This window comes from Paraburkholderia ferrariae NBRC 106233 (assembly GCF_000685035.1).
GTDB classification, from domain to species: Bacteria; Pseudomonadota; Gammaproteobacteria; order Burkholderiales; family Burkholderiaceae; genus Paraburkholderia; species Paraburkholderia ferrariae.
Genome location: NZ_BAYB01000020.1, coordinates 1 through 21,601 on the forward strand (window position 1 = coordinate 1; position 21,601 = coordinate 21,601).

At 68.5% G+C, this 21,601-nt stretch carries 17 protein-coding genes and 2 pseudogenes; 7 read left to right on the forward strand and 12 right to left on the reverse strand.

Going from position 1 to position 21,601, the window contains the following annotated elements:
- The 6 genes from BFE01S_RS21185 to hpnI all read right to left on the reverse strand — a co-directional run.
- Positions 1 to 358: patatin-like phospholipase family protein (locus BFE01S_RS21185; protein WP_042338156.1), on the reverse strand; the 358-nt coding region annotated here is incomplete at its 3' end.
- A 31-nt stretch (positions 359 to 389) separates the two neighbouring features.
- On the reverse strand, positions 390 to 959 hold the full coding sequence (locus BFE01S_RS21190) for a hypothetical protein (RefSeq protein WP_174464463.1): 570 nt from the start codon (positions 957 to 959) through the stop codon (positions 390 to 392).
- Between the two features lie 211 nt (positions 960 to 1,170).
- Positions 1,171 to 2,226 carry a lysylphosphatidylglycerol synthase domain-containing protein gene (locus tag BFE01S_RS21195; protein WP_028227227.1) on the reverse strand — a complete coding sequence of 352 codons (1,056 nt, stop codon included), beginning with the start codon at positions 2,224 to 2,226 and terminating at the stop codon, positions 1,171 to 1,173.
- Complete coding sequence (hpnK, locus tag BFE01S_RS21200) at positions 2,223 to 3,152, reverse strand: hopanoid biosynthesis-associated protein HpnK (protein ID WP_042338152.1); 930 nt, start codon at positions 3,150 to 3,152, stop codon at positions 2,223 to 2,225. The genes BFE01S_RS21195 and hpnK overlap by 4 nt, the downstream gene beginning before the upstream one ends.
- Complete coding sequence (gene hpnJ, locus BFE01S_RS21205) at positions 3,152 to 4,573, reverse strand: hopanoid biosynthesis associated radical SAM protein HpnJ (protein WP_028227229.1); 1,422 nt, start codon at positions 4,571 to 4,573, stop codon at positions 3,152 to 3,154. Before hpnJ ends, hpnK begins: the two co-directional genes overlap by 1 nt.
- A gap of 105 nt (positions 4,574 to 4,678) precedes the next feature.
- On the reverse strand, positions 4,679 to 6,103 hold the full coding sequence (gene hpnI / locus BFE01S_RS39545; RefSeq protein WP_084170080.1) for a bacteriohopanetetrol glucosamine biosynthesis glycosyltransferase HpnI: 1,425 nt from the start codon (positions 6,101 to 6,103) through the stop codon (positions 4,679 to 4,681).
- Between the two features lie 726 nt (positions 6,104 to 6,829).
- Between hpnI and BFE01S_RS21215 the strand changes: the two genes are divergently transcribed.
- Positions 6,830 to 7,825, forward strand: a complete 996-nt coding sequence (locus tag BFE01S_RS21215; RefSeq protein WP_028227230.1) for an LLM class flavin-dependent oxidoreductase — start codon at positions 6,830 to 6,832, stop codon at positions 7,823 to 7,825.
- A gap of 51 nt (positions 7,826 to 7,876) precedes the next feature.
- Here BFE01S_RS21215 and BFE01S_RS39550 read toward each other — a convergent pair whose 3' ends face one another.
- Complete coding sequence (locus BFE01S_RS39550) at positions 7,877 to 8,905, reverse strand: alpha/beta fold hydrolase (protein ID WP_042338155.1); 1,029 nt, start codon at positions 8,903 to 8,905, stop codon at positions 7,877 to 7,879.
- Positions 8,906 to 9,237: 332 nt separating this feature from the next.
- On the opposite strand from BFE01S_RS39550, the gene glgC reads away from it, so the two are divergent.
- The 5 genes and pseudogenes from glgC (at position 9,238) to BFE01S_RS21250 (ending at position 15,341) form a co-directional block, all read left to right on the forward strand.
- Positions 9,238 to 10,503 carry a glucose-1-phosphate adenylyltransferase gene (gene glgC / locus BFE01S_RS21225; RefSeq protein ID WP_028227231.1) on the forward strand — a complete coding sequence of 422 codons (1,266 nt, stop codon included), beginning with the start codon at positions 9,238 to 9,240 and terminating at the stop codon, positions 10,501 to 10,503.
- 267 nt (positions 10,504 to 10,770) lie between these two features.
- Positions 10,771 to 12,243 (forward strand): glycogen synthase GlgA, encoded by a 1,473-nt coding sequence (gene glgA, locus BFE01S_RS21235; protein WP_028227232.1) that lies wholly within the window; start codon positions 10,771 to 10,773, stop codon positions 12,241 to 12,243.
- A gap of 204 nt (positions 12,244 to 12,447) precedes the next feature.
- Positions 12,448 to 13,311, forward strand: a complete 864-nt coding sequence (gene pdxY / locus BFE01S_RS21240; protein ID WP_028227233.1) for a pyridoxal kinase PdxY — start codon at positions 12,448 to 12,450, stop codon at positions 13,309 to 13,311.
- A gap of 158 nt (positions 13,312 to 13,469) precedes the next feature.
- Positions 13,470 to 13,894: pseudogene (locus tag BFE01S_RS39555) on the forward strand (hypothetical protein).
- Between the two features lie 259 nt (positions 13,895 to 14,153).
- Positions 14,154 to 15,341 (forward strand): branched-chain amino acid ABC transporter substrate-binding protein, encoded by a 1,188-nt coding sequence (locus BFE01S_RS21250; protein WP_028227234.1) that lies wholly within the window; start codon positions 14,154 to 14,156, stop codon positions 15,339 to 15,341.
- A gap of 8 nt (positions 15,342 to 15,349) precedes the next feature.
- Here the strand turns inward: BFE01S_RS21250 and BFE01S_RS39560 are convergent, their stop codons facing one another.
- Both BFE01S_RS39560 and BFE01S_RS21260 read right to left on the reverse strand, forming a co-directional pair.
- Positions 15,350 to 17,314, reverse strand: coding sequence for a DUF3857 domain-containing transglutaminase family protein (locus BFE01S_RS39560; RefSeq protein WP_407668235.1), 1,965 nt, complete (start codon positions 17,312 to 17,314; stop codon positions 15,350 to 15,352).
- A gap of 90 nt (positions 17,315 to 17,404) precedes the next feature.
- Positions 17,405 to 18,658: an aminotransferase class I/II-fold pyridoxal phosphate-dependent enzyme gene (locus tag BFE01S_RS21260; protein ID WP_245621162.1), complete on the reverse strand. Its 1,254-nt coding sequence runs from the start codon at positions 18,656 to 18,658 to the stop codon at positions 17,405 to 17,407.
- A 146-nt stretch (positions 18,659 to 18,804) separates the two neighbouring features.
- Here BFE01S_RS21260 and BFE01S_RS21265 point away from each other — a divergent pair, with 146 nt between their 5' ends.
- Entirely contained in the window at positions 18,805 to 19,674 is an 870-nt protein-coding gene (locus BFE01S_RS21265) for a LysR substrate-binding domain-containing protein (protein ID WP_028227236.1), read from the forward strand.
- A 12-nt stretch (positions 19,675 to 19,686) separates the two neighbouring features.
- Here BFE01S_RS21265 and BFE01S_RS21270 read toward each other — a convergent pair whose 3' ends face one another.
- The 3 genes and pseudogenes from BFE01S_RS21270 to BFE01S_RS21280 form a co-directional block, all read right to left on the reverse strand.
- Positions 19,687 to 20,349, reverse strand: a complete 663-nt coding sequence (locus tag BFE01S_RS21270; RefSeq protein WP_028227237.1) for a hypothetical protein — start codon at positions 20,347 to 20,349, stop codon at positions 19,687 to 19,689.
- 278 nt (positions 20,350 to 20,627) lie between these two features.
- On the reverse strand, positions 20,628 to 21,323 hold the full coding sequence (gene hutC / locus BFE01S_RS21275; RefSeq protein WP_028227238.1) for a histidine utilization repressor: 696 nt from the start codon (positions 21,321 to 21,323) through the stop codon (positions 20,628 to 20,630).
- A gap of 25 nt (positions 21,324 to 21,348) precedes the next feature.
- Positions 21,349 to 21,601: pseudogene (locus tag BFE01S_RS21280) on the reverse strand (histidine ammonia-lyase); the annotation flags it as partial.

A 21,601-nucleotide genomic window follows, 5' to 3' on the forward strand; every position in this document is an offset into this window, starting at 1 on the left:
CGAGCTCGGTCGCGACGGCCGTGAACGGCATGTCGAGGTCGTCGATGGCGCAGCCGTTGAACCGATGCGCGAAGACGTCGATCACCTTGCGCCCGCCGAGCAGGCCGCCCGACAAACGCAGGTCGAGCAGCCGCACCACGGTTTGCCACGTGAGCTTGCCCACCCACTCCTCGAGCCAGTCGAGGTCACCGTTCGCATAGACGGCGCCCACCAGTGCGCCGATCGAGGTGCCGCACACCACGTCGGGCTTGATGCCGGCTTCCTCCAGCGCGCGAATCGCCCCGATATGCGCCCAGCCGCGCGCCGCGCCGCCGCCCAGCACCAGACCGATCCGAGGGGTACGCTGCCTGTGCATCATGCCGGCCTCCCGCCGCAAAATAGTGTTGCGCTCAGTGCCCGCGAATCACGTCCGAACGCGAGGTCGTGACAACCCGGCCGTCCGGTCCGAAGTGCACGTTGAAGAACGCCTCCTGAGTCACCCCGCCTTCGAGCCACTTCCAGCTCCATACAGTCTCCTTCTTGAGATGGAACGCCACGATCTGCCCCGGCTTGCCGAGCAATTGCCGCACCGCGTCCTCGCTCATGCCGATGCGGATCTTCGCGAAGTTCTCCGCCGTGAGCACCTGCGTGATCGCAACGAGCCGGCCGTTCGGCCCGATATCGACCCTATAGGTGTTGAGCCCCTGCGGGCCGCGCGGATATTCGAGGCGCCGCGAGCCGTCGTCGAAGACCCGCTCGGTCTCGGGCTTGCCCATCTGCCGGCGTACGTCGTCGAGCGTCGAAACGCCGGGCGTCAAGCCTTTCAGGAGCAACGCGTCGGGCTTGACCGAATCGAAAAAAGTCTTGAGTGCCTGCCACATGGAATCGGTCTGGCGGCCGTCGCAGCCCGCCAGCGCCAGCGCGGCCATCATGGCCAGCGCGGCGCCGCCGGACCGGCCGCCTTTCATATTGAGCTTCATGGTCCTGCTTCATAGTTCTGCTTCATGGTCCTGCTTCACGTCCCGCCAGGCCGGGCCGCGCTTCCGCACTTCCGCACTTCGGCGTTTCGCCTGCACGTGGCCTGGACGTCACCCGCACGGCCGCCCGCGCAAGAGGACCGCCGGGTCATCGATCCCTGCAATGTACCCCTCTATGTACCTCTATGTACTTTTAATGAACTTCTTCGTGGAGTTAGGCCCGCGATCCGTTGCGCGCAGGCTGCGGTGACGCCGCACCATCGCCGGGCGCTGCCGCGAACGCCTCGCCACGGCGCAGGTAGCGGCGCGTGCGCACGAGTTCGGCGCCCTGCCAGGAGAGCAGCGCGAAGCAGCCGAACACGACCTCGCGCATGCGCTTGACGAGCGCGAGCGAGAAAGCCACGTCCGGGCCCACGCCGAATAGCTGGGCGAGCAGCACCACCGCGGCTTCCTGGATGCCGAGCCCCGCGGGCACCATGAAGGCGGCGTGGCGTGCGGCCTGGGTGAGCGCCTCGATGGCGAGCGCCCCTTCGACCGACACCGGAAAGCCGAGCAGGCGCAGCGCCCACCAGGTCTCGAAGGCGCCCAGCACGTAGCCGGCCAGTTGCCAGCAGAAGGCGCGGAACATGAGCCCGGTGCGGGACATCAACGCGTCCAGATCGCGGTCAAGCGGATCGCCGTCGATGCCGAGCACAAGAGGATGCTCCGCGCCGAACATGCGGCCGGCCCAGCGCTCGACGGCGCGGAACACGCCGCCGCGCCGCAGCAGCACGATGGCGGCCACGGGAAACGGCAAGGTGAACAGGAGCGCGAGGCCGATCGTGACGATGGTGTGGAGCGACCCGCCGTTGCCGATGGCGGCCACGATCAGCACGAGCCCGAGCGCCGAGAAGGCGTACTGCACGGCAATGGTGATGAGCACTTCGACGATCACCGATGCCGTGACGAAACTGCCGTCCTGCATGCGCCAGCGCGCAAGCCGGATGCCGACGATCTCGCCGCCCACGCCCAGCACGGGCAAAAGGCGCGTGACGGCCTCGCGCACGGTGGCGATCCACCAGAGGAAGCCGAGCGGCAGGCGCTTGCCGAGCAGCAGGCGCCACGCCTGCGCATCGAGCAGCAGCGGCAGCGCGTGGAACGGCACGAGCCACAGCAGCACGGGCCCCGCCGTGCCGATGACGTGCATGACGTCGTGCGCGCCGTCGTGCACGGCAAGCCCGATCAGGATCGCGATCCCGACGGGCACGCCCAGCCACCGAAGCCACTTCATGACGGCTGCGCCTCGCGCGCCGCCCGGGCGTCCTGTGCCTGCGCGCCTGGCGTCGGCCGCAGCGGGCCGCCGAAGAACACATCGGCAAAGCCGCCGCGGCGCACCCCCGCGAGCGCGAGCGCCTGCGCAACGCGCGGCGAAACGAGCGCCGCCAGTTCGTCGGCATGACGATAGGTCTGCATGGAGGGCGTGATGGCGCCCTCGCCCGCTTCGGCCGGATGGCAGTAGATCTCGCCCACGCCCTCGGCGGGCAGGTTCGCGATGGCGTCGAGCAGCACGGCCTCGTCCATCGCACCGCTCTTTGCGATGCCCACCACGAAGTCGTTGTGAGCGATGCCCGCGCGCGCGAGACGCGAACGCACGAGCGCAAGCCAGGGCCTGAGCGCGAGCGGCGCGCCGGCCTCCCGCGGCAGGCGCATGGCGTTCAGGCCGAACTCGCGGCCGATCGAGAGGATCAGCGAAAGCACCGTGGGATGCAGGTGGAAATGCTTGTGCGTGTTCACGTGATCGAGCGCGAGCCCGGTCGCCGCAAACGCCTCGAACTGCGCGCGGATCTCCTGCGCGAGCTGCGTGCGCACGTGCGGCAGGAAGAAAAAGCGCACGCCGTCCAGCGCCATGTTCTGGCCGAAGCGCCCGTCTGCATCGACGAGCGCGGGAATCTGCGTGCGCGGCAGCATCGCCGCGCCGTCCGCGAGCACGAGGTGCAGGCCCACGCGCAGGCGCGGCAGGCGCCGCGCGCGCGCCACGGCGTCGGCGGCCGCGGGGGCCGCCACCATCAGGCTTGCCGCATCGAGCACCCCCTCGCGGTGCGCGCGCTCCACCCCGGCGTTGACCCGCTCGTGCAGCCCGAAGTCGTCGGCGGTGAAGATGAGCGCGCGCCGCTCCCGCCCGCCGCCGGAGTGCGCGGAAGCAGGCGCCTCGTCCATCATGCCTCGTGCGCGCGCAGGAAGCGGAAGAACTCCACGCCTTCGCGCAGGCGGCGCTTCATCATGTCCCAGCTCGTGAGCATCTCGCGCACGATCTCCCAGATCTTCGAGGGACGGAAGTAGAACTGGCGGTAGAACTGTTCGAGGTGGTGATAGATCTCGTCGCGCGACAGGTGCGCATAACCGATCGCCGCAAGCTGCACGCCGTCCCTGGAAACGAGATTGATGGTCTTGTTCTCTTCCATCCAGCCGTTTTCCACGGCCTGCCTGTAGAGCGTGGTGCCAGGGTAAGGCGCCGCAAGCGACACCTGGATCGTGTGCGGATTGATTTCCTTCGCGTACTCGATGGTCTTCCTGATCGTTTCCTGCGTCTCGCCCGGCAGGCCCAGAATGAAAGTGCCGTGGATCTTGATGCCGAGCTTCTTGCAGTCCGCGCTGAAGCGGCGCGCGAAGTCCGTGCGCACGCCCTTCTTGATGTTCACGAGAATCTGGTCGTCGCCGGATTCGAAGCCCACGAGCAGCAGACGCAGGCCGTTTTCCTTCATGACCTTGAGCGTCTTGTACGGCACGTTCGCCTTGGCGTTGCACGACCACGTCATGCCGAGCCTGCCGAGGCCGATCGCGATGGCTTCGGCGCGCGGCAGGTCGTCGGTGAAGGTGTCGTCGTCGAACATGAGCTCCTTGACTTCCGGCATGTTGTCGCGAATCCACTTCGCCTCCGCCAGCACGTTCTCGACCGAGCGCGTGCGGTAGCGGTGGCCGCTCACGGTCTGCGGCCACAGGCAGAACGTGCAGCGCGACTTGCAGCCGCGGCCCGTGTAGATCGAGACATACGGGTAGTTCAGGTAGCCGATGAAGTAGTTCTCGATCTTCAGGTCGCGCCTGTAGATGGGCGCAACGAACGGCAGTTCGTCCATGTTCTCCAGAATCGGCCGCGCTTCGTTGTGTTCGATCGAGCCGTCCTTCGCGCGCCAGCTCAAGCCCTTGATCTCGGCGAACGGCTTGCCTTCGGCGATTTCCTTGCAGGTGAAGTCGAATTCTTCGCGGCAGACGAAGTCGATCGCCCCGGTCGCCGTGAGCGAGTTGTGCGGATCGACCATCACCTTCGCGCCCACCATGCCGACGACGAGCGACGGCTTGCGCTTTTTCAGGTCCTCGGCGAAGAGCGCGTCGGTCGGAAACGACGGCGTGCTCGTGTGGATGATCACGAGGTCGTAGTCGTCGGCGATCTCGAGCGTTTGTTCGACCGACAGGCCGTCGGCGGGCGCATCGAGCACGCGGCTGCCGGGCACGAGCGCCGCGGGCTGCGCGAGCCAGGTCGGATACCAGAACGAGCGGATCTCGCGCTTTGCCTGGTAGCGCGAACCGGCGCCACCATCGAAGCCGTCATAGGACGGGGCCTGAAGAAACAGCGTTTTCATGAGATGAGTGCTCCGGCAACCCGGGATGTATCGGGCAAGGTTGGAAGTGACATGAACGAATCGTGGCGCGCGCCGCGCCTGCGGCACGCACGCTGAACTGCGAATTCAACGGCCATCGGATACCTCGACGGCGGGACGCCGGGTGGGTGCGCCCCGCTTGACGACGCCGGCCGCTGCGACGCCCGGCTTGACGCCCGGTTTGACGCCCCCCGGCCTGGCGACCCCCGGCGTAGGGACGCCCGGCGTACCGACGCGCGGCGCGGGCACAGGGCGCGCAGGCGGCGCACTGTGCGTTGCCCCGCCCACGCGAATTTCGCCCGCCTCGGGATTGGCCACCGGTACGCGCACGCCGCGCCAGACTACATGCGAGCCGAACGCCGCCGCCAGCCACTCGAGCGCGAGCAGCGTATCGCGCAGCGGCACGAGCGGCAAATCGCGCCAGAACATGCGCCAACTGGTGCTGCTGCGGGCGTGCAGCAGCCCACGCGCGATGATACCGCCTGCCGTGCTCGCGCCGAGGGCGGCCAGCACCGCTGCGACCGGCCCGCCACTGCCGGCGAGCGCCCCCACGGGCGGCGCGCTGCCCGCGGCGAGCAGCACCGCCAGCACGCCGCCCAGCACGAGCCACGGCGACGTGAAGGTGATGAAGAGCGAGGCGAAACCGGCCGGATTCACCGAGCGGATCGTGCGCAGCCAGCGAGTCTCGCGCAGCCAGAGCGCGCCGAAGGTGGGTTCGATCACATCGGTTGCCACCACGACCGGGGCAAGCACCGTCACCAGTCCGTGGTCGCGCGCATAGCGGGCGAGCAGATAGTCGTCGGCGAGGCAATCCTTGAGCGCGGCAAAGCCGCCGATGCGCTCGAGCGTCGCCCGCGAAAGCGCGAGCGTCGCGCCAAAGCCGAACGCGCGCGAACCCGTGCTGTGCGCAACGCGCACCGAAGGCGCGAACCACTCGTTGATGAAGAGCGCGCCCATGCGCGGCCAGAAGCCGCCGATGCTGCGCGCCTGATAGAGGCAGGTCACGACGCCCACGGAAGGATCGGCGAGCGGGGCCGTGACGATATCGAGGTAGTCGGGTTCGACGGCGATGTCGCTGTCGGCGACGATCAAGGCGTCGTACCGCGCCCGCGCCGCGAGATTCATCAGATTGCTGACCTTCAGGTTGCTGCCATACACGCGCGGATCGACCACGAGCTCGATATCGCGCTGCGGATAGGCGGCCTGCAGCCGGTGCACGACGGCGATCGCCGGATCGGCCGGCGACGACACGCCGAACAGCAGTTGAAAGCACGGGTGGCGCTGCTCGCAGAAGGTGGCGAGATTCTCGTAAAGGCGCGGTTCGGCGCCGCACAGCGGCTTGAGCACGCTCGCGGCAACCGGCGCACGCGAACGCGCGCGGCGGGCGGCCGCGCGCACCCCGGCCGTCGAGCCGAGGCGCGGCATCGTCAGCGCGGCGCACAAGGCATACACGGCAACCGCGCAGCACAGCGCGACCGGCAGCCACCAGGCCGAAGGCAACGGCAGCGTCATGCCCCGGCCTCCCGCGAGGCGAGGCCAATCGCGCCAGTCCGCTCGATACCCGCATCGCCTGGCGCGGCGGCTCGTTTAGCCGAATCGCCTCGTACCATTTGCATTACCCTGAAGTTCGGAAGAAAAACGACAGTGCATCCTGACGGCAATGCCCATTCTCCGGCAGAGATTAAACCTTGAATGCGACGCAGTATGACGCGACGCTATTTCACTGAATCGTTTTCAGCAATAAACAAAGCCGTTGGGCACTTGTGGCTCGCGCCCCGATTAGATGACAGAAAATTGTATCAGCAAGCTCCGGAAACCGCTTCAGGCCGGACAGCAACACATCTTTGCACGCTTTCGCCGGACATCATTATTTCAGCGAGGGTGCGGTTCGCCGTGCAGTTTTTACTTTTCGAAAAAACCGGTAAGGAAAATGCAAACGATCATTAACAGAATTGAATTAAGGGATCATGTCAACAAGCGGTTATCTAAAGATTGACTTAAGAACAAAAACGATTCCTGTTTCAGCACGATTCTTCAGTTGTTTCTCAAATTCTTTCCCGGCCTGTTTAATCCCGTCACATATTCCTGCAAGCCGGCTGACGTAACCCCACCTGGCTTATGGGTTCCGGTTCGCCGTCAGCAGGAACCGGAGCGCCCGGGCACAATGGCCGCACCTTGCATACGGCTTGCATGCGCAGCGCGAGCCGTGCGCCGATGCCTCAGCCAAGAGAACACACCATGATCCCCTTCTCGGTCCTCGACCTTTCGCCCATTCCCGCCGGCTCCCACGCCGGCACCGCCCTGCGCAACACGCTCGACCTCGCCCAGCACGCCGAACAGTGGGGCTACCACCGCTACTGGCTCGCCGAGCATCACAACATGACCGGCATCGCCAGCGCGGCCACGTCGGTCGTGATCGGCTACGTGGCGGGCGGCACGCGCACGATCCGGGTGGGCTCGGGCGGCATCATGCTGCCCAATCATTCTCCGCTCGTGATCGCCGAGCAGTTCGGCACGCTCGAATCGCTCTATCCGGGGCGGATCGACCTGGGGCTCGGCCGCGCGCCCGGCACCGACCAGACGACGGCGCGCGCGCTGCGGCGCGACCTGCAGTCGAGCGCCGACGCGTTCCCCGACGACGTCGCCGAACTCCAGCGCTATTTCGCCGCACCGGCCGAGGGCCAGCGCGTGCGCGCGGTGCCCGGGGCCGGCCTGAACGTGCCGCTCTACATCCTCGGTTCGAGCCTTTTCGGCGCGCAGATGGCGGCGGCCATGGGCCTGCCGTTCGCGTTCGCCTCGCATTTCGCGCCCGATCAACTGCTCACGGCGCTCAGGCTCTACCGTTCGCAGTTCCGTCCCTCGGCAACGCTCGCGAAACCGCACGCGATCGTGGGCGTGAACGTCTTCGCCGCCGGGACCGACGACGAAGCCCGCTGGCTCTTCACCTCGCTCCAGCAGCAGTTCCTCAACCTGCGGCGCGGCACGTCGGGGCCACTGCCTGCGCCCATGACGGCGCTCGACGCCAACGAGTTCGAGCTTGCGGGTGTCGCGCATTCGCTCGGGTGTTCGGTGGTGGGCTCGCGCGAGACCGTGCGGGCGGGCCTCGCCTCGGTGATCGAGCAGACGGGCGCCGACGAGCTGATCGTCACGGCGCAGATCCACGATCACGCCGCGCGCCTGAAGTCGTTCGAAATGACGGCCGAAGCGAGGGAGGCGTTGACGGCGGCGCACTGAGTGGCGCACTAAGCGGCGCACTGAGCGCCGCCGCTACCGCTCACGCCACCGTCAGGGCTGCGCGGGCAACGCCGCCAGCCCCTTGAGCAGCGCCGCGTGAAACGCCGGCGGGTCCTGCATCTGCGGCGCGTGGCCCAGGTCGGGAAACTCGACGAGGGTGGCGTGCGGGATCGCCTGCTGCGCTGCCCGCGCAAGTTCAGGATAGTGGCCGAGCCTCGCTCGCACCTCGGGCGGCGCGAGATCCTTGCCGATGGCCGTGGTGTCCTTGTCGCCGATCAGCAGCAGCGTGGGCATCTGCAACTGGCCGAACTCGTACACCACCGGCTGCGTATAAATCATGTCGTAGAGCAGCGCGGAATCCCACGCCACCTGCGCCTTGCCCGGCCCGCGGTACATGCCCGCCAGCATCTGCACCCACGGCTCGAACGCCGGGCGCCACTGACCCGCGTAGTAGGTCGCCTGTTCGTAGCGACGGATGCTCCCGGCCGTCGTTTTCAGTTCGCGCGCGTACCAGTCGTCCACGGAGATCGACGGCACGCCCTTCGCCTTCCAGTCCTCGAGCCCGATGGGGTTCACGAGCACGAGCTGCTCCGTCGCCTGCGGATACATGAGCGCATAGCGCACCGCCAGCATGCCGCCCGTGGAATGGCCGATCAGCGTCGCCCGCCCGATGCCGAGCGAGGCGAGCAGCGCATGCGTATTGCGCGCGAGCTGCTGGAAGCTGAACTGATACGCGGCCGGCTTGCTCGACTTGCAAAAGCCGATCTGGTCGGGCGCGATCACGCGGTAGCCCGCGGCGGCCAGCTCGCCGATCGTGGCGTCCCACGTCGCCGCGCAGAAGTTCTTGCCGTGCAGCAGCACGACCGTGCGGCCATTGGGCTTCGCGGGCTGCACGTCCATGTAGGCCATATGGAGCGACTGCCCCTGGGAGGCGAAGGCGAAATCGCGCACCGTGTACGGATAGCCGAAGCCCTGCAGTTCGGGACCATAGGCGGGCCCCTCGTCGGCGCGGGCCGCGTGGCAAAGCGCGGCGGCACAGCAGGCGGCGGCGAGAGCGGAAAACTTGCGGGTCAGGGTCATGAGCGGGAAAAGCGGTCGGTCAGGCATGGCGGATGGGGAATTCGGCCCACGGCGCGCCGCATTCCGGGTTGCGGCCGGCAGCGGCACCGCCAGCGATTCTAGCCGCCGTGCGCGGCACGCGCCGCCCGCCTGCACCGGCCGGCCGCACACCGCCGTCACCGCCGCCTGCTCCCTCACAATTCGCACTGTGGACGATTCGGTGCTAGAACAGTCTATGCAGGCGATCGACAGACACCGGCGGCGCTGCGTTGCACGAACAACAACACGAATGTGCCGGGCCGGCTCATCCGGGGGGCGAAACAAAGAAGAAGCTGTGTCGAAAGGAGACGCTCATGGAAACCCCGGCAAGCCTCAACGATCTGCAACGCACCACGCTCGCCATCGTGCTCGCGGGCGGACGCGGCACCCGCCTCGGGCCGCTCACGAACAAGCGCGTGAAACCGGCCGTGCACTTCGGCGGCAAGTACCGCATCATCGACTTCGCCCTCTCGAACTGCCTCAATTCGGGCATCCGCCGCATCGCCGTCGTGACGCAGTACAAGGCGCATTCGCTGCTGCGCCACCTGCAGCGCGGCTGGGGCTTCCTGCGCGGCGAATTCAGCGAGTTCGTCGATCTCTGGCCCGCGCAGCAGCGCGTGGAAGGCGCGCACTGGTACCGCGGCACCGCCGACGCCGTCTACCAGAACCTCGACATCATCCGCTCGATCGCGCCGAAGTACGTGGTGGTGCTGGCCGGCGACCACATCTACAAGATGGACTACACGCGCATGGTGGCCGACCACGCGGCCAGCGGCGCCGAGTGTACGGTCGGCTGCATCGAGGTGCCGCGGCTCGATGCCCGCGAATTCGGCGTGATGGCCGTGGACGAGTCGCGCCGCGTGACCGGCTTCGTGGAAAAACCCGACGACCCGCCCGCCTTACCGGGACATCCCGACATCGCGCTCGCGAGCATGGGCATTTACGTGTTCGACACGGAATACCTCGTCAAGCTGCTCGAAGAGAACATCTCGATGTCGGCCACCGATCACGACTTCGGCAAGGACATCATCCCGCGCGTGGTGACCGAGGGGCTGGCCATCGCGCATCCATTCAGCCTCTCGTGCGTCACCTCGGACCCGAGTGCGCAGCCGTACTGGCGCGACGTCGGCACCATCGACGCCTATTGGGCCGCGAACCTCGACCTCGCCTCCACGATTCCCGCGCTGGACCTTTACGACCGCCACTGGCCGATCTGGACCTACCAGGAGCAGTTGCCGCCCGCCAAGTTCGTGCGCGACCTGAACGGCCTGCAGGGATCGGGCACGAACCTGATCGTGTGCGGCGGCAGCGTCATCTCGGGTTCGCAGCTTTCGCGCTCGGTGCTTTCCTCGAATGTGGTCGTGAAGTCGTTCTGCAACATTGCCGAGGCAGTCTTGTTGCCGCAGGTGACGGTGGGGGCGAGTTGCCGGCTGCGCAAGGTGGTGGTGGACCGCGGCTGCGAGATCCCCGACGGCACCGTGATCGGCGAGGACCCGGTGCGCGACGCCGAACGCTTCTACCGCACCGGGAACGGGATCGTGCTCGTCACGCGCGAGGCGCTGGCGAAGACAGCATGCTGAGCGCCGCGAAGCTGGTGGCCATCGTGATCGCCGTGACGGTTGCCTTGACGGCGGCGGTGGCCATTGCCGTGGCGGTGGAGGCGGCGCTCGTCGTCGCGCTGTGACGCCCGGCCTCGCCGCCCTGGAACACTCGCAACCTCCCGCAAGACCTGGCTGAACCCGGCAGAACCCGGCAAGACCCTGCAACACCCCGCGACGCCCGGCGCCGCCGGCCGAAGCCAGCCGCACCGGCCAGCCAACGCCTTGCACCGAGAGGAAACTCACCCGATGACGATCCGCGTCCTGCACGTAGCCAGCGAACTCTACCCGCTCCTGAAGACCGGCGGTCTCGCCGACGTGACCGCCGCCCTGCCCGCGGCCCTGATCGACCAGGGCGCCGACGCCCGCCTCCTGCTGCCCGGCTTCGCACCGGTGGCGGCGGGGCTGGCCGACCTGCGGCCCGTCGCGCGGCTCGCGCGCACGTTCGGCGCGCCCGAGGCGACGCTCGAACTGGGACGCCTGCCCGAGAACGGCCTGCCCGTCTACATGATCCGCGCCGACGCGTTCTACGCGCGGCCCGGCAACCCCTATCTGGACGCCGAGCATGTTCCGTACGGCGACAACGCCCAGCGCTTCGCCCTGCTCGGCTGGGCGGCAGCGCAGCTTGCCCGGCACATCGATCCCGGCTGGGCGCCGCGCATCGTGCAGGCCCACGACTGGCACGCGGGCCTCGCGCCCGCCTACCTGCGCGCGGCCGCCCACGAGCGCGGCCTCGGGCCCGCGGCGGCCCCGGCGCGCTCGGTGTTCACGATCCACAACCTCGCCTACCAGGGCGTCTTCCCCGCGCAGCAGTTCGCAAGCCTCGGCCTCCCCGCGGATTACTTCGACATGCACGGCGTCGAGTTCTACGGCCAGCTCTCGTTCCTCAAGGCGGGGCTCTACTTTGCCGACAAGATCACGACGGTCAGCCCCACCTATGCGCGCGAGATCCAGACGGTGGCCCAGGGCGGGGGCCTCGAGGCGCTTCTGCGCGGCCGCGCGCACGACCTCGTCGGCATCCTCAACGGCGTGGACTACTCGGTGTGGAACCCCGCCACCGACGAAACCATCGCCACGCGCTACTCGGCCACGCGCATGAGCGGCAAGCTGCGCTGCAAGGCCGTGCTGCAGGCGCGCCTCGGGCTCGCGCCCAAACACGACGCGCCCCTCTTCGGCGTGGTGAGCCGCCTGACCGAGCAAAAGGGCCTCGACCTCTTCCTCGCCGCCCTGCCCGAGATCGTCGCGCGCGGCGGCCAGGTGGCGGTGCTCGGCACCGGCGACCCGAGCCTCGAACAAGGCTTTGCGCGCGCGGCCCGGCAGCACCCGGACGCCGTCGCCGTCGAGCTCGGCTTCGACGAATCGCTTGCGCACGCGATCGTCGCCGGCGCGGACGTGATCGCCGTGCCCTCGCGTTTCGAACCCTGCGGGCTCACCCAGCTCTATGCGCTCGCCTACGGCGCGCTGCCGCTCGTGCACCGGGTGGGCGGACTCGCCGACACGGTGGTGGATGCATCGCTCGAAAATCTCGCCGATGGCGTCGCCACCGGCTTCGTGTTCGAGCGCTTCGAGCCCGACGCGCTCACGGCCGCCATTCGCCGCGCCTTCGCCCTGTACGCGCGCAGCCGCGACTGGCGCGACACCCGCCGGCATGCGATGGGGCAGGACTTCGGCTGGTCGGCTTCGGCGCAGCGCTACATGGCGCTGTATCGCGAACTCGACTGACACTCGACTGACCGGGCCGCCCCGCGGTTCGCTCTGCCTGGCCATTTCGCGCAACACCGGCGCCCGCGGACATCGACCGCGTGTACCGAATTCGGTTATCGTTGCTGCACCCCCGCACGGCGCGGCGCTTCCAGCGCATGGACCCGGGCCAGGCCCCAGGCGCGGGGTGCCGTCACCCTCAGCGAGAACGAACCGGATCCACCCATGAAAAACGTCCTGAGCATTCAGTCCCACGTCGTGTTCGGCCATGCGGGCAACAGCGCCGCGGTCTTCCCGATGTGCCGGCTCGGCGTGAACGTCTGGCCGCTCAACACGGTGCAGTTCTCGAACCACACCCAGTACGGCCACTGGACCGGCAGCGCCATCGACGCCGAACAGATGGTCGAGCTCCTGGAAGGCATCGGGGCCATCGGCGTGCTGCCGCGCTGCGACGCCGTGCTCTCGGGCTACCTGGGCGCGCCCGACCAGGCGCAGGCCGTGATCGACATCGTGCGCGCCGTGAAGGCCGCCAATCCGCATGCGCGCTACTTCTGCGACCCGGTGATGGGCACCACCGGCGGCTGCCGCGTCGAGCCGGGCATCCAGGAATTTCTCGTCAAGAACATGCCCGAGGTGGCCGATGCGCTGATGCCCAACCACGGCGAGCTGCAACGGCTCGTCGGGCGCGAGCTCGAGACCGTGGACGAGGCCGTGGCCGCATGCCGCGAAGTGCTGCGGCGCGGTCCGAAGATGATCCTCGTGAAGCATCTGCTCGACCGCAACAGCCCCGCCGACCGCTTCAACATGCTGCTCGTGACCGCGCATGAAGCATGGGTCGGGCAGCGGCCGCTCTACCCCTTCGCGCGCCAGCCGGTGGGCGTGGGCGACGTGACGAGCGCCGTGTTCGTCGCGCGCCTGATGCTGGGCGACCCGCTGCGCCGCGCCTTCGAGCACACGCTCGCGGCTGTCAACGCCGTGGTCAAGACGACATGGGACGCCAACCGCTACGAGCTGGAGATCGTCGCCGCGCAGGACCAGATTGCCCGGCCGCGCGAATGGTTCGACGCCTGGGCCGCCGACACGGCATGAGCATTCGAGGGCCGGGCGGTGGCCGCAAGGGTCTGCCCTGCCTCGCTGTCGAGCGGTAAATTAGAGGCCTGCCGCCAGTGCGCGAATCGGCAACGACATGCGCGCGGCCTATAATGCGGCCCGCGCATGTCGCGCACCCCGATTGAAGAGAATGGCCGATGTCCCACCCGATCCGCAGCGAACAGGAAGAGTATTTCGAGCAGCTTTGCGTTGCCGTCGACGCAGGCGAAACCCATGAGCAGGAAGCGATCGAATACTTCGAGGCGCAGAGTCACGAGAGCGACTTCGATGCCGCACAATGGCTCGACATCGCGCTGTACCACGCGCCCGAAGTGGCCCGCGGCATTATCGACTTCGTGGACGAAGAAGACCGCGCGCGCAGCGATATCGCGCAGACGATTGCGAACGCTTCGGCGAGACGCTGCGCTTCGCGCTCGCCAACGGCGTGGCCGTCGATCTCGACGTGGTGCTCGACGGCTGCAACCGCGCGCTCGACGATCTCGAAGAATGGGCCGACGAAGACACGAAAGCGCCGCTCGAACGGCTGCGCACCCTGCTGATGGAGATGCAGGGCGGCCATTGAGGTTTGTACACGCGCCAGCGTGGCGCCGCGGTTTCTGTCTTGCTGCCGTGTTCTGCCGCACAGTCTTGCGGCGCAGTTCGGTGCAAACCTGGCTGCCGTCCCGCCTGCCTGCCGTATGCCGCAATGCTGCCGTAATGCTGCCGTACCTGCGCCGTACCCGTTCCACCGCCGCCGTCCCCTGCCTCGAACGAGCGCGCAGCGCGCGGCGTTTGCCCTGCCCGAGCCGTACACCGCGCCTTGAGCGGCGCAAGGAGCCACGATGAGACTGCTGGACCCGCTGAGACTTGCCGCCGCCCTCGTCGTGGCGGCGGCCGCCGGTATGGCGCCGGCTGCCGCGGGCGCCGCACAGAACGCCCCGGCCAGCCCGCCGGCGGCCGCCGCGCCGCTCACCGTGCGCATCGGCTTCGTCGCGCCGCTCACGGGCGACAACGCGAACTACGGCCGCGATCTGCAGAACGGCGTGCAACTCGCCCTCGACGAAGCGAACGCGCAAAACCTCAAGATCGGCGAGCAGACCGCGCACTTCGAACTCGTGCCCATCGACGACCAGGGCGACCCGCGCCTCGGCGTGCAGGCCGCCGCGCAGTTCGCGAACGAGGGCGTGTCGGCCGTGGTCGGCCACTTCAACTCGGGCACGGCGATTCCCGCATCGCGCATCTACGAAACGGCGGGCATCCCCATGATCGACCCCGCCGCCACCAATCCCGCACTCACCGCGCAGGGCTTCGCCAACGTGTTCATGGTGATCTCGAACGACGCCCAGAACGCCGGCATTGCGGGGGCCTGGGCCGTCGATGTCGTGAAGGCGAAGCGCATCGCCATCGTCGACGACCGCAGCGCCTTTGGCCAGGGCGAAGCCGACGTGTTCGAGCGCACCGTGCGTGCGCACGGCGGCAACGTGATCGCGCGCGAGTTCGCCACCAGCAACACCGACACCTTCGCAACGCAGCTCACGAAAATCCGCGAAGCCCGCGCGGACCTCGTCTACTTCGGCGGCCTCGCCCACCAGGCGGCCACGATCGTGAAGGAGATGAAGACGCTCGGCATGACCCCACAGTTCGTGGGCGGCGGGGGCGTGGTCAACTCGGATTTCATCCAGTTCGCCGGCCCCGCCGCCGAAGGCGCGATGGCCTGGGAGTACGGAAGGCCCCTCGCCCAGTTGCCGGACGGCCCGCGTTTTGCGCAGAAGTACCGCAGCCGCTACGGCGCCGACGTGCTCGCCTACGCGCCCTTCGGCTACGACGCGGCCTGGGCGGCGATCCATGCGATGGTGGTGGCGAAATCGTCGCAGCCCGACATCTACCGCAGCGCGCTGAAGATGCTGAGCTTCGAAGGCGTGACCGGGCATGTCGCGTTCGAGCACGACGGCACGCTGAAGAACGGCGCATCGACGCTCTACCAGGTCAGGAAAGGCGCCTGGGTGCCCATTACGACCCAGGGCGGCTAACAGGGCGACTAGCCGCGCGCCGCGCCGGCCCGCGCCCGCACGACAATCTGCGCGTGCGTGTCGCGCTCGATGCGCACGAGCGTGTCGCGCATCTGCGCGAACGCGTCGGGCGAGCACATCTGATGGCCGAAATGCGCCGACAAGCGGCGCTCGATCTGCACCGTGCGCGAGGCCGGGTCCACCACGTAGCGCGCCGTGTAGGCGAGCGCGCCGCTCTGCACGCTCACGTCGCCCGGCACGTCGCCCGGGATTTCGCTGATGCGTATGCCAGGGGGCAATGCGATCTGCGCGGTCTCCTCGAAATCGCCGCCCACACAGGCCCAGGGCTGCGTGCGGCGCGGCTGGGCCAGCCAGTAGTCCACCTGCGTGGCGATACCGCCGGAGAGGCTCGATAGCGCGGGCAGCGCCGTCGTGCCGCTCGTCCAGACGAGATGATCGATCACCCCGCCGGTGCGGGTCGAGAACGGCCCCGAGGTGGCGTCGAGCGGGCCGGTCGAGATGTGCGCCGTGCCGGTGAGCCCCGTCTGCCGAAGACGCTGCAGGGCCACCTGCTGACGCGTTTCGCTCGCGGCCCGGCGGAACGTGTTGCGCTCCGGTTCGGCGCTCGCGCCCGCGTCTTCCACGTAGTAGCTGTAGGCGGCGTCGCCGTTGCGGTCCACCTGGATCGCCAGCCTCGCGCTGCGCGCGTGCAGCTGGGTGGGCGGCGTGCGCATGAGCACGCCTTCGTTCACGAGCAGCGCGGGACGGTCCATCACCGCCGCGGGCAGATAGCCGAACGCGATGCCGCCCGAGGACGTATCGGCGAAAAGGCCGAGGTCGGGCAGCCACGTAATCACGTGATTGATCGCGCTCTCGCCGTAGCCCGGCACGTCGGGCAGCGTATAGACGGGGCCGAGATTCACCATCGCCGTTTCGGCGCGGATGCCGACCGCCGCCAGCAGCGCCGTGAAGAGCGCGACATGGTCCTTGCAGTCGCCGTAGCGGTTGCGCAGGATGTCCACGGCGCGGTGCGGCACCGCCTCGGTTTCGCCCAGAAAGAGCGCCACGTAGCGAATGTTGAAGCGCATCCAGTCGTAGATGCGCTGGGCCTGCTCGCGCGGATCGCTCGCCCCGCTCGTCAGCGCCTGCGCCAGGGCCACGATGGACGGGTCGGAGACGCTCGGGTCCACGGCCGCCGCCCGGTAGCGCGCGGCAAAGGCGGCGAAGTCGGGCACCGTCGAGACCATCAGCCGGTCGCCCCAGTTCACGTAGGCCACCGCGCCCGGTTCGAGCGGCGCATAAGGTCCGTGCCGGTATTCGAACGCATAGCGGGTGCGTCCGTTCGCGCTCACGGGCGGCAGCGCCACGTAGCCGCGTGCGTCGGCGTGCAACGGCATATCGGCGGGCAGATCGAACACGAGCCGCTGGTACGCCACAGGCTCGCCCGTCGGCTCGACGAAGTAGGAGAACGTGCCCGCCTGCAGCGGCCGCGTGCGGCGCTTGCCGAAAATCAGATGCACGCGCGAGCCCGGCTGCACGCCAGGAAAAATCACCGTGCGCAGCACGCCGTCCTCGAAAGTGGGCGCGCCGGCCGAGCGCGGCTCCTGCACGTCGCGAATGCCCTCGGGGCCGACCTTGTGGACCGAGCCGTCCGGGTCGACGGTCTCCGCGGAAAGCTCGGTGATTGTTTCGATATCCTTATTGAACCAGACGTAGCGCTCGGCCACCTGATCCACGCCGGCCGTGGTGTTCGCCCGCATCGTCGAATCGTCGTGCTCCACCACCGAGCCGTCTTTCTGCACGATGAAAAGGTGGACGTCGCTTTCGAGCGTGGCGGGTGCGAGGTCGGCGGCGGCTTCGGCCGGGGCGTTGGCGGTTCCGCCAGGCGCCCGGGCCTGGGCGCCCCACCCCGCAAGCAGCAGACAGAGCGCGACGAGGCAGCGACGCCCGCCTTTCGTGCTCGCGCGCGACTGATGTGCGGCTATCCGGTGCAAGGCGACCTCACGCGACGGTGGCTATGGCTGCCGTTTTATCACATCGCCGCGCGGGTCGTGGTCACCGCATCGTTGCCGCCCTACGCCGCCTTACGCCACCTTCTGCCGCTCCTCGACGGCGCGCAGCAGCGCGAGCGCGATGCCCTCGGCGGCGAGCCGCACCTCGGCAAGCGCCGGAAACGACGGCGCAATGCGCAGATGGCTGTCCTCGGGGTCCTTGCCGTAGGGGAACGCCGCTCCGGCCGGCGTGAGGATCAGCCCGGCCTCGCGGGCCAGTTCGACGGTTCGCTTCGCACAACCCGGCGGCGCGTACAGGCTGATGAAATAACCGCCCTGCGGCACGTTCCAGCGCACCTGCGGCACGTGCGCGAGCCGTGCCCGGAACACTTCGTCCACGGCGTCGAACCTGGGCTTGAGCAGCGCACGGTGCCGCTCCATGAGCGCGGCCAGCGTTTGCCTGTCGCGCACGAGGCGCACCTGGCGCAACTGGCTCAGCTTGTCGGGGCCGATGGTGCGCACCGCCGTGTGCCGCTGCCACCACGCCACGTTGCGCGGCGACGCGGCGAACCAGGCCAGCGCACCGCCCGCGAACGTCACCTTCGACAGCGAGGCGAACATCAGCACGCGCTCGGCGTGGCCGGCGGCGGCACACGCCTCGACGATGTCGAGCGTCGCGAGGCGCGCTTCGCCCAGGTGATGGAAGCGGTACGCGTCGTCCCAGAAGAGGCGGAAGTCGGGCGCCGCCGCCGGCATCGCCGCCAGCCGGCGCACGACGTCGTCCGAGTAGATGGCGCCCGTCGGGTTGCTGTAGAGCGGTACGCACCAGATGCCCTTGACCGAAGGATCGTCGCGCACGAGCGCCTCCACGGCGTCCATGTCGGGGCCGTCCTCGCGCATCGGCACGGGGATCATGCGCACGCCCAGCGCCTCGCAGATCGCGAAGTGCCGGTCGTAGCCCGGCACCGGGCACAGGAAAGCGATCTCGCCCTGCGCGCGCCACGGCGCGCTGCTGCCCTCGCCAGCCGGCACGCCGTGCAGCAGCGCGAACACCAGCGCGTCGTGCATCAACGCGAGGCTCGAGTTGCCCGCCGCGATCACCTGCGCCGCGGGCACGCCGAGCAGTTGCGCACCCAGTTCGCGCGCTTCGGGCAGCCCCGAAGGCAGCCCGTAGTTGCGGCAGTCGAAACCGTCGCGCGCCAGATAGCCGGCCTCGGGCGCCGTGTCGATCAGCGCCATGGCGAGATCGAGCTGCTCGGGCGCGGGCTTGCCGCGGGACATGTCGAGCTCGAGCTGGAGCGCCTGAAATCGTTCGTAGGTCAAAGGATCGGGTAAGGTCATCTGCATGATGGTTGAGCGCGCAACGCGGTGCGGGATTGGACGGAACGGTGCGAAACAAGGTGAAACGTAGCGGAACGAACCCAGTATGCGGTTCGGCGCACCTTCAGGCAAACGAGTTATATTGAAGTTTTCGATCAGCTTTTCTTATACCGATGAAGACCCTCGACCTCGATGTGCTCGCGATGGTGGTCGCCGTCGCCGACGCCGGCAGCTTCGTGCGCGGCGCCGCGCTCGTGCATCGCTCGCAGGCGGCATTGAGCATGCAGATCCGCGCGCTCGAAGCGTCGCTCGGCAAACCGCTCTTCATCCGCGGACCGCGCAACGTCACACCCACCCAGGACGGCCACACGCTCATTGCCTACGCACGTCGCATGCTCGCGCTGCGCGACGAAGCCTGGGCCTCGCTCGCGCATCCGGAGGTCAAGGGCCGCGTGTCGATCGGCGTGCCGGACGACTACGCTTCGTCGCTGCTGCCGCCCGTGCTGCGCAAGTTTTCGGCGAGCTGGCCGAAGGTCGAGATTCAGGTGATCGGGCTGCCGAGCAGCGCGCTCGCGCCGCTCCTGAAGGACAACAAGATCGACCTGGCATGCGTCACGCGCATGCGCGGGCTCCCGGGCGAATTCGTCCGCCTCGAACCGATGGTGTGGGCGGCGCCGGCCGCCTCGGCCACGGCGGCGAGCGGCCGCGAAATCTGGCGCGAGCGGCCGCTGCCCATCGCGCTGTTCGGCGCGGGCAGCGTGGCGCGCGCGAATGCGATCCACGCGCTCGAACGCGCGAAGATCGCCTATCGCACTTCCTATGAAAGCCCGAGCCTGATGGGCCTGTGCAGCATGGTGGCCGCGGGTCTCGCCATCGCGCCGCTCGCGCGCTGCGCGGTGCCCGAAGCGTTCACGACGCTCGGCCGCGCGCAAGGCTTGCCGAAGCTGCCCGAACTCGAAGTGGTGCTCGCGCGCAGCGCCCGCTCGAACCGGCCGCCTTGCGACTTTCTCGCCGAGCAGATTCTCAGCGAACTGCGCGTGTAGGCCGTGGAAGCGTCAGTCGTCTCCGAGGCGCGCCAGCAGCGCGTGGAGCCTGGCGACGTGGCGCAGCAGCAGTTCGCGATGCTTTTCGATCTGTTCGAGCCGGCCGGCCAGATCGGCGCGCACGCGCTCGTCGGGTTCGGCCGCCGCAATCACGTCCTCGATGCGCGCGCGCAACGCCGCCGCTTCCACCGGCGGCACGGCGAGGTAGCGCTCCAGCCGGCGCACGTCCTGCACCGCCAGATCGCGGATCTTGCGCATGCCCGCCATGCGCGCATGGGCCGGCGCCGGCGCCCCCGCCGCGCGTTCGTCGCGCTTCGGCGCCGGGCTCTGCCCGAAGATCGGCTCGACGCGCAGCACCGGCGGCTTGCGCACCGGGTGGGCGGTGCCGCGAAAGCGGCCGTGCGGCTTCTCGTTGTCGATGGCTTCGCGCGCGGTGTCGGGCACCTCGCGCGCGGCGTGGGGTTCGTCCATCCAGCCCTCGGGCAGACCCGTGACGGATTCGACCCCGCGCACGAATTCGCCGCTGAAATCCCGCTGACCGGAGAGGATCAGCTTCATGTAGCTCGCGGAAAACGTCATCATGCGCGCAAGCCGGGTGACTGCGCCCACTTCGCGGGTCAGCAGCGCGAGATTCGCACGCCAGATGGGCATGAGCGTTGCGCCGGTGTCTTCCATCTCGGAACCTCCCTGATTCGTACGCAGGGTGGGCATCGCTGCGGCGCCGCGCGCGCCGTGCCGCCATGCGCCAGCCTGCCGGGCCGGTGACTGAAGGGTAGCTGCTCAGGACGGCTGTGCGCAACCCGCGTGCCGCGCTGCGGAACGCCGGATGGCGGTCGAATTCGGACGAATGCGGACGAATGCGGACGAAAAAGGGGGAACGAGAGGAAACGGATGCCCGCGCGAAGGGAGATCCCGCGGACATCGCAGAGGTAAAGGCCCGGGCCGGCGGTCCGCTAAAAATGCCCCGTGAACCGATACCGGCTGCCCGGATGCCAGAGATTGGCCACCGAAGCCACGAGGCCGCGCGACCACGTGCGACGGTGCAGCACGAGGCACGGCTCGGCATCGCCCATCGCGAGCCGCACGCGGGTGTCGCCCTCGGGCGCGAGCGCCTCGATGCGATACTCCACGCGCTGCAGCGGCGCCACGCGCACGAGATACTGGTTCGGCGTGATGTGCGTAAAGTCCTGCAGCGCGTATTCCGGCGCGACCGCCGGATTGACCCAGCGCTCTTCCAGTTGCACGGGCGTGTCGTTTTCGAGGTGCAGCACGCGCGAGTGGAACACGTTCTCGCGCGTGGCCACGCCGATCTCGATGCCGAGCGCCTCGTCAACCGGCATCGCGCCGATCTCCAGCACCTCGGCGCGATAGCGGTGGCCGCGCGCGACGATTTCGTCGGAGATACTGCGGATCGCCACCAGCGTCGATTCGTATTTCGGACGCGCGACGAACGTGCCCGCGCCCTGCACGCGCGTGAGCACCTGCTCCGCGGTCAGTTCGCGCAGCGCGCGGTTCACGGTCATGCGCGCGACCTTGAAATCGCGCGCAAGCTCGTTCTCCGAAGGCACCTGGTCGCCCTCCCCCCATTCGCCCGAATCGATGCGTGCGAGGATGAAGTCCTTGATGCCCTGATACGCCGGTGCGTTCATCGCGCGGGCCCGACCGGTGGCATCGTCACTGCGCGGGCGCTTCGGATTCGAACGCGAACGGGCTGTGGGCCGCAATCGTGCCGTTTTGCACGAGACGCGTCACCGCGGCGATGTCCGGCGCGAAGTAGCGGTCGAGATCGTAGTGCGGCACCTCGCTGCGCACCGTCTCCATCACGCGCGCGAGCGACGGGCTCGTGTGGTGCGGCGCGCGCAGGTCCACGCCCTGGGCTGCCGCAAGCAGCTCGATCGAGAGGATGTTGGCCGTGTTGTCGGCGATA

Bases quoted from the DNA above. Each gene is read 5' to 3' on its own strand.
- BFE01S_RS21190 (WP_174464463.1), bottom strand. From the start codon at position 959: ATGAAGCTCAATATGAAAGGCGGCCGGTCCGGCGGCGCCGCGCTGGCC.
- BFE01S_RS21195 (WP_028227227.1), bottom strand. From the start codon at position 2,226: ATGAAGTGGCTTCGGTGGCTGGGCGTGCCCGTCGGGATCGCGATCCTG.
- hpnK (WP_042338152.1), bottom strand. From the start codon at position 3,152: ATGGACGAGGCGCCTGCTTCCGCGCACTCCGGCGGCGGGCGGGAGCGG.
- hpnJ (WP_028227229.1), bottom strand. From the start codon at position 4,573: ATGAAAACGCTGTTTCTTCAGGCCCCGTCCTATGACGGCTTCGATGGT.
- hpnI (WP_084170080.1), bottom strand. From the start codon at position 6,103: ATGACGCTGCCGTTGCCTTCGGCCTGGTGGCTGCCGGTCGCGCTGTGC.
- BFE01S_RS21215 (WP_028227230.1), top strand. From the start codon at position 6,830: ATGATCCCCTTCTCGGTCCTCGACCTTTCGCCCATTCCCGCCGGCTCC.
- BFE01S_RS39550 (WP_042338155.1), bottom strand. From the start codon at position 8,905: ATGACCCTGACCCGCAAGTTTTCCGCTCTCGCCGCCGCCTGCTGTGCC.
- glgC (WP_028227231.1), top strand. From the start codon at position 9,238: ATGGAAACCCCGGCAAGCCTCAACGATCTGCAACGCACCACGCTCGCC.
- glgA (WP_028227232.1), top strand. From the start codon at position 10,771: ATGACGATCCGCGTCCTGCACGTAGCCAGCGAACTCTACCCGCTCCTG.
- pdxY (WP_028227233.1), top strand. From the start codon at position 12,448: ATGAAAAACGTCCTGAGCATTCAGTCCCACGTCGTGTTCGGCCATGCG.
- BFE01S_RS21250 (WP_028227234.1), top strand. From the start codon at position 14,154: ATGAGACTGCTGGACCCGCTGAGACTTGCCGCCGCCCTCGTCGTGGCG.
- BFE01S_RS21260 (WP_245621162.1), bottom strand. From the start codon at position 18,658: ATGCAGATGACCTTACCCGATCCTTTGACCTACGAACGATTTCAGGCG.
- BFE01S_RS21265 (WP_028227236.1), top strand. From the start codon at position 18,805: ATGAAGACCCTCGACCTCGATGTGCTCGCGATGGTGGTCGCCGTCGCC.
- BFE01S_RS21270 (WP_028227237.1), bottom strand. From the start codon at position 20,349: ATGGAAGACACCGGCGCAACGCTCATGCCCATCTGGCGTGCGAATCTC.
- hutC (WP_028227238.1), bottom strand. From the start codon at position 21,323: ATGAACGCACCGGCGTATCAGGGCATCAAGGACTTCATCCTCGCACGC.